7 protein-coding genes are annotated in these 6,945 nt (G+C 33.9%); all 7 read left to right on the forward strand.

Annotation, left to right across the window (positions count from 1 at the left end; translation table 11 throughout):
- The first annotated feature begins 7 nt into the window (after positions 1-7).
- The gene (gene tamL, locus AP75_RS09750) at positions 8-2,344 is read left to right on the forward strand and encodes a translocation and assembly module lipoprotein TamL (protein ID WP_031502481.1); all 2,337 of its coding nucleotides are present in this window, start codon (positions 8-10) and stop codon (positions 2,342-2,344) included.
- 237 nt (positions 2,345-2,581) lie between these two features.
- Positions 2,582-3,559, forward strand: a complete 978-nt coding sequence (locus tag AP75_RS09755; protein WP_088264491.1) for an acyl-ACP desaturase — start codon at positions 2,582-2,584, stop codon at positions 3,557-3,559.
- Between the two features lie 94 nt (positions 3,560-3,653).
- Positions 3,654-4,085 (forward strand): BT0820 family HAD-type phosphatase, encoded by a 432-nt coding sequence (locus tag AP75_RS09760; RefSeq protein WP_031502478.1) that lies wholly within the window; start codon positions 3,654-3,656, stop codon positions 4,083-4,085.
- Positions 4,086-4,097: 12 nt separating this feature from the next.
- Positions 4,098-4,907, forward strand: a complete 810-nt coding sequence (map, locus tag AP75_RS09765; protein ID WP_031502476.1) for a type I methionyl aminopeptidase — start codon at positions 4,098-4,100, stop codon at positions 4,905-4,907.
- Between the two features lie 36 nt (positions 4,908-4,943).
- Positions 4,944-6,152 carry an AAA family ATPase gene (locus AP75_RS09770; protein WP_088264493.1) on the forward strand — a complete coding sequence of 403 codons (1,209 nt, stop codon included), beginning with the start codon at positions 4,944-4,946 and terminating at the stop codon, positions 6,150-6,152.
- Complete coding sequence (locus AP75_RS09775) at positions 6,145-6,681, forward strand: hypothetical protein (RefSeq protein ID WP_088264495.1); 537 nt, start codon at positions 6,145-6,147, stop codon at positions 6,679-6,681. Before AP75_RS09770 ends, AP75_RS09775 begins: the two co-directional genes overlap by 8 nt.
- On the forward strand, positions 6,653-6,945 hold a 293-nt coding region (locus AP75_RS09780), incomplete at its 3' end, for an AAA family ATPase (RefSeq protein ID WP_158212074.1). The genes AP75_RS09775 and AP75_RS09780, both read left to right, overlap by 29 nt.

The raw sequence follows: 6,945 nt of genomic DNA on the forward strand, positions 1-6,945 counted from the left end.
GAAATTTATGGGAAATACAATTCAGTTTAAAAATATTAAAATAGCTACAGGTTTTTCTGTCGCAGCACTTCTTTTTTCATGCGGAACCGAAAGATTACAACCCAACGAAAAACTTTACACTGGAGCGAAAATTAATATCATTAATGACACGATTTCCAAGAAAGAAAAATCCTCATTAAAAGATGGTTTGGAGGATAATCTTACGCCAAAACCGAATTCTTCGATTTTGGGTTTGCGTCCACGTGTTTGGATTTACAATATTACTCCGGAACCCAAAAAAGACAAAGGAATTACCAACTGGCTGAAAAATAAAGTGGGGCAGAAACCTGTTCTTTTGGGCGATGTAGACCGCGAATTTAACAAAGATATCATTGAAAATTACTCTGAAAATAAAGGGTATTTCAATGCGAAAGCACAGTACGATACTATTATCAATGGGAAAACTGCAAAAGTAGTTTATGATGTGAAAACCGGCGCAAGATATCTCATCAGCGATGTGAAATTCCCGGAAGATAGCACCAAAATTAACCGTGAAATTCAATTGGTAAAAGATCAAACATTACTGAAAAAAGGGAAACCTTTCGACCTCGATGTCATCAAAGCTGAGCGTGAGAGAATTGATAATCGGATGAAGGAAAATGGTTTTTATTACTTTCATCCGGATAATATCATTGTTCAAGCCGACAGTACCGTCACCAACAAGCCGGAGGTCGAACTTGCTGTAAAATTGAAAGAAGAAACGCCAGAATTGGCCAAAAAGCAATTCAGCATCAATAATGTAATTGTCTATGCCGATTACAACTTACGCGATGTGAAAGAAAATGTATATAAAATCCCTGTAAATATAGATTCCATAGAAGCTTACAAGGATTTTTATTATGTTGATCCCAAGAAAAAATTTCGTCCGGTCATGTTTGAAAGGGCGCTATATTTTAGAAAAGGCGACATCTACAATCGTGCGGACCATAATTTGACTTTGAACCGATTGATCAGTCTTGGAGTTTTCAAATTCGTAAAAAATGAATTCGTAATTTCTGATAGTTTAAAAAATAAATTTGATGCCTATTACTTGCTGACTCCTAAGGAATTTCAGTCTTTAAGAGTGGAAGCTTTGGGTAAAACCAATTCGGCAAATTATGCAGGTTCAGAACTCAATCTCAATTGGACCCATCGAAATATTTTCCGAGGTGCGGAACAATTGAAGGCATCTGTTTTCGGTTCTTTTGATATGCAGATGGGTGGGAGATCTTCCGCTTACGAACGGGGGGAAGGCAATATCTATCGAGCGGGCGCGAATGTTCAATTGTCTGTTCCAAGATTGTTAACACCTTTTAATTTTCAATCCTCAAGCGCATTTGTGCCGCGTACCAATGCCGAAATCGGTTATGAATATGTAAGCCGCAGCAAATGGTACACTTTGCACAATTTCAATGCGTCGTTTGGATATATGTGGAAAGAAAATATCCGAAAGGAGCATGAATTGAAACTGCTAGATGTTACCTTGGTAGCACCTGAAAATGTGACGGAAGTTTACCAAAATTATATTCAGGACAAACCATATTTGCAGCAGGCAATTCAGAAGCAATTAATTTACGGGCCTACTTATTCTTACACCTATACTAATACTATGTTGCCTAAAACCAACACGATGTACTATCGCGGTTACGTTGATTTGGCGGGAAATCTCACAGGCTTAATCTCAGGAGCTAATGCTAAAGAAGGCAAAGAAAAGCAGATTTTTGGGGTGCCTTTCAGTCAGTATGCCAAAATGGAAAACGATTTTAGATTTTACCATCAACTTTCCACTAAACAAAGTGTTGCCGCGCGAGTAATTGCTGGAATTGCGTATCCGTACGGAAATTCGCTCACGGTTCCATTTTCCCGACAATTTTTTTCCGGAGGTAGCAATAGTATTCGCGCATTTCGGGCGAGAACTTTAGGTCCTGGTAGTTATGATCCGCGGACGCAAACCGGCCAATTGTTTTTCGATCAAGCCGGCGACATTAAGTTGGAAACCAATCTGGAATATCGCGCCAATATTTATAAATTCTTGAATGTAGGTGTTTTTGCAGATGCAGGAAATGTTTGGCTGGTCAATGAAGATGCAACGCGCCCAGGAGCGAAATTTTCCAAAGATTGGCTGAGCGAAATGGCCGTAGGAGCGGGCGTTGGACTGCGTTTGGATTTTTCTATTCTGCTTCTTCGACTTGATTTGGCAATGCCGTTGCGGGTACCTTACTACGAGAAAAATGATCGTTGGATGTTCGATAAAATCGATTTTGGAAATAAAGATTGGCGTCGACAAAATTTAGTTTTGAATATTGCGATTGGTTATCCTTTTTAATCAGTTTAAATTTTATTAATTCGATTGTAATTAAAGAAAATTGCTTTGGAGAACTAAAAAAACCTTCTAAGTGCCCTGAATTTTAATTTCCGAACTCTTATACAATTTATTCTTTGACCACAAGGGTGTTCATTTTTCGTATAAGCCAAAAAATTATTTAATCTCCGTTTTTTTAAATATTATGCTTAAAATAATATTTTTAGGTTATATTTGTCCTTTATAAAAAGTAAAAAAAAGATGTACAATAAATTAGTAAGATTGGAAGTGATGAGGAATTTGGGCAAAGAAGTGAACGATTTCATCAATTCCTATCTAACTCCCGTTGAAAAAATATGGCAACCCACAGATTTCCTTCCGGATCCTTCCGCTGAAACCTTCAAATACGATGTGGAAGAGCTACAAACTTACGCTCAGGAAATGGATTATGATCTCTTCGTAACTTTAATTGGAGATTGTATTACCGAAGAAGCGCTACCTAGCTACGAATCTTGGATTATGGGAATTGATGGGGTGGAACCCGAAAATAGTTCCGGCTGGTCGCAATGGGTTAGAAGTTGGACTGCCGAGGAAAACCGTCACGGTGATTTACTCAACAAATACCTGTATCTCTGTGGTCGTGTAAATATGCGCGAAGTAGAGATTACCACACAATATTTAATTCAGGATGGTTTCGATATCGGAACCTCCATGGATCCTTACCGAAACTTTGTTTACACCAGTTTTCAGGAAACGGCAACCAATATCTCGCACCGACGAGTAGGTTCCTTAGCCAAACAAACTGGGAACACCAAACTTTCTAGAATGTGTGGTGTAATTGCTGCGGACGAAGCACGACACGCAAAAGCTTACAAACATTTTGTAACCCGAATTTTCGAATTAGATCCATCCGAAATGATGCTTGCTTTCGAAGATATGATGCGAAAAAAAATCGTGATGCCCGCACATTTGATGCGCGAATCCGGCCAAAAAGCTGGAGAACTTTGGGACCATTTTTCGGATGCGGCACAAAGAGCCATGGTCTATACTGGACAAGATTATATCAATATTTTAAGTGATTTACTGAATGATTGGAAGATAGAACACATCTCCGGACTTAACGAAAAAGCCGAAAAAGCACAGGAATATCTGATGAAACTTCCAGGAAGATTACAAAAAATTACCGACCGAATTGCTACTCCCGATTTGCAATATCAATTCAAATGGGTGAAATCTTAATCCCTTATTTTGCTAATTTTCTTTTAACACCAGCGGTTGAGTATTTCAATCGCTCTTTTATTTTCGTATCTTTGCAATCTGAAATTTTATTCACATGAAAAGCAATAAAAAATTGGCCATTGATTTCGACGGAACTATTGTAGAAGATGCATATCCGGGAATTGGTAAACCCAAAACTTTCGCATTCGAAACGCTCAAAAAACTTCAGTCTGAAGGGTATAGACTTATTCTTTGGACGTATAGACACGGGCAATCTTTAGATGAAGCCGTAGAATTTTGTAAAAAAAATGGTGTAGAATTTTATGCCGTAAATTCAAGTTTTGAAGGGGAAGTTTTTGATTCTAATGCCGCTTCCAGAAAAATCGATGCAGATTTATTTATCGACGACCGTAATTTAGGAGGTTTTCCGGGTTGGGGTGAAATCTATAATATCATCAATGAAAGGATAGAATTCAGAGTCGAAGGTAAAGAAGTTTTACCTTATTCCAAAATGAAGAAAGAGAAGAAAAAAGGGCTCTTTTGGTAAGAATTATTAGTTATGATTATTTTAAAAACACTCGACGAACTGCGACTTATGAAGGAAAGCGCACAATTGGTTTCCAAAACTTTAGGCATGCTCGCCAAAGAGATAAAGCCAGGTGTGACGACCAATCATTTGGATAAACTTGGTGGCGAATTTATACGCGATCATGGTGGTGAACCTGCATTTTTAGGAATGTACGGCTTCCCAAAAAATTTGTGTATTTCTCCCAATGAAGAGGTTGTACACGGAATTCCAAACGATAAACCTTTGGTTGAAGGAGACATTCTTTCTGTGGATTGTGGAGTTTATATGAATGGTTTTTATGGTGATCACGCTTATTCTTTCGAAGTAGGGGAAGTGGCTCCAGAAACCAAAAAATTACTGAAAGTAACCAAAGAATCTCTATACAAAGGAATTGAGCAATGCGTTCGTGGAAAAAGAGTAGGAGATATCTCACACGCGATTCAAGAATATTGTGAAAAACACGGTTACGGCGTGGTTCGTGAATTGGTAGGACATGGTTTGGGTAGAAAAATGCACGAAGATCCGCAAGTTCCCAATTATGGTAGAAAAGGTAGTGGAAAAGTGTTGAAAGACGGAATCGTACTCGCCATCGAACCGATGATTAATCTAGGAACTGAAAAAGTAAAATTTCATAGCGACGGATGGACAGTGACTTCACTCGATAACTCACCATCAGCGCATTTCGAACATGATGTGACCATCATCAATGGAAAACCTGTTTTACTTTCAACCTATCAGTATATTTACGATGCATTAGGAATTGTGAGTGATGAAGAAGCACCATTTACATTAGATTTTTAGATTTTTTTTATAACTTTACGAAACAAAACATTTCTAATGAAAATTTCTGTTCAAAATTTTGGAATTATTTCTGATGCTGCTATTGAAATTAAGGGGATTTCTTTAATTGCAGGACCAAATGACTCTGGAAAGAGTACAATAGGTAAAATTTTCTATTCTTTAATTAGAGGTTTAAATCCTGATGAAGATATATTTATATCTGAAAAGAATGATAGTATAAGAAGATTATATCAAAATATTCTTAAAATTTTAAGAGATAATAAAGATATTGATATTTCCATTTATCAAACAAGTAGAATTAATTATGAATGGATTTCTAAAATTGAAAGTTTAGCCGAAAATTTTGTAGGAACTCAAAAAAAACAACTTATTAGATATTGTAAGTTTATTAAATATCAAAATGATCTTGAATTTAATTCTATTGAAAATAAAAATTTTGAAATTGATGATTATTTTCTAATTGAATTTAATGATGACATACAACCTATTTTTAATGAAGAAAAAATAACAAGTATATTTATTGAGGATCTTGAAGGTACAGCGACTTTGCAATATAATTTTAATTCTGAACTTAATAAGAATATAAATATTTTTTTTAATAATTCTTTTTTTATAGAATCTCCATCATTAATTGATAAAAGTTTGCAAGATTCCATCCTTTATGAGAAAAGATTTTCCAGAGATAAGAAAAGTCATTTAAAATTTGCTTTGGCCAATGAATCAAATTTCATATTAGATGATGAAAATCAAATTAATAAAATAATTAAAATTATATCTGAAATAATAAATGGAAGGATAGTAGTAGATGTTTTTCAAGGTGTTTTATATGAAAAAAATGGTCAAGAAATAAATATTGATAATGTTGCATTGGGAATTAAAGGATTTGGTTTAATCCAGCTTTTATTAAAAAATCATCAGTTGAATTCAAGAACATTATTAATTATTGACGAACCAGAAATTCATCTACACCCAAATTGGCAAGTTTTATATGCAGAAATTTTAGTTTTAATAAGCAAAAAATTAGAAATGCCTATTTTGTTGACTTCGCACAGTCCTTATTTCATAGAAGCACTAAAAGTGTTTTCTGAAAAATATGAATATGAAGAAAAAACAAACTTCTATTTTTCACAGAAGTCTAAAGATAATTTAACAGCAAAAATAATAGACGTTTCAAATGATATTAGTCCAATATTAATGTCTATTTCAGAAGCACATTTTAAAATATCTGATATCGAAAATGAGTAAGCACGAAGAAATCAAACAATTTTTTGAAGAAAGAGTAAAAAAAGAAACTTATACAAAACTTTGCTTTGAAGAAAATGAAAGAACCTCTATGATTATTTCTTCTAAAGAAAATTTCAATTATGATGATGTTTGTAAAGATTTAAAAACCAGTGATACTCTTTTTATTTTTGGTGAAAATATTGATTTTGTTGAATTTAAAGATGTTAATCAAGCACGATTTAAAGATAGAAAATTCACAAGTCAATTGAGATTAAAGGCAGTTGAAAGTTTTGTTACTTTTTATAATTTTTTGAATGAAAATTCTTATTTAATATCCAAAGATGAAGTTTCTGATTTAAGATTGAATTATGTTTTTGTTTTTAATAAAGAAAAATTTATTAATAAACCTACATTATTGAATACGTTTTCTGCTTTACAATTAAAATGGACAAAACATTATAATAGATTTTATAATAAGATTTCATTTATTGACAATGATACTTTTATTAAAAAATCATCAGTTGAATTCAAGAACATTATTAATTATTGACGAACCAGAAATTCATCTACACCCAAATTGGCAAGTTTTATATGCAGAAATTTTAGTTTTAATAAGCAAAAAATTAGAAATGCCTATTTTGTTGACTTCGCACAGTCCTTATTTCATAGAAGCACTAAAAGTGTTTTCTGAAAAATATGAATATGAAGAAAAAACAAACTTCTATTTTTCACAGAAGTCTAAAGATAATTTAACAGCAAAAATAATAGACGTTTCAAATGATATTAGTCCAATATTAATGTCTATTTCAGAAGC

It is taken from the genome of Kaistella haifensis DSM 19056, assembly GCF_000735695.2.
Lineage (GTDB): Bacteria > Bacteroidota > Bacteroidia > Flavobacteriales > Weeksellaceae > Kaistella > Kaistella haifensis.

Bases quoted from the DNA above. Each gene is read 5' to 3' on its own strand.
- tamL (WP_031502481.1), top strand. From the start codon at position 8: ATGGGAAATACAATTCAGTTTAAAAATATTAAAATAGCTACAGGTTTT.
- AP75_RS09775 (WP_088264495.1), top strand. From the start codon at position 6,145: ATGAGTAAGCACGAAGAAATCAAACAATTTTTTGAAGAAAGAGTAAAA.
- map (WP_031502476.1), top strand. From the start codon at position 4,098: ATGATTATTTTAAAAACACTCGACGAACTGCGACTTATGAAGGAAAGC.
- AP75_RS09755 (WP_088264491.1), top strand. From the start codon at position 2,582: ATGTACAATAAATTAGTAAGATTGGAAGTGATGAGGAATTTGGGCAAA.
- AP75_RS09760 (WP_031502478.1), top strand. From the start codon at position 3,654: ATGAAAAGCAATAAAAAATTGGCCATTGATTTCGACGGAACTATTGTA.
- AP75_RS09770 (WP_088264493.1), top strand. From the start codon at position 4,944: ATGAAAATTTCTGTTCAAAATTTTGGAATTATTTCTGATGCTGCTATT.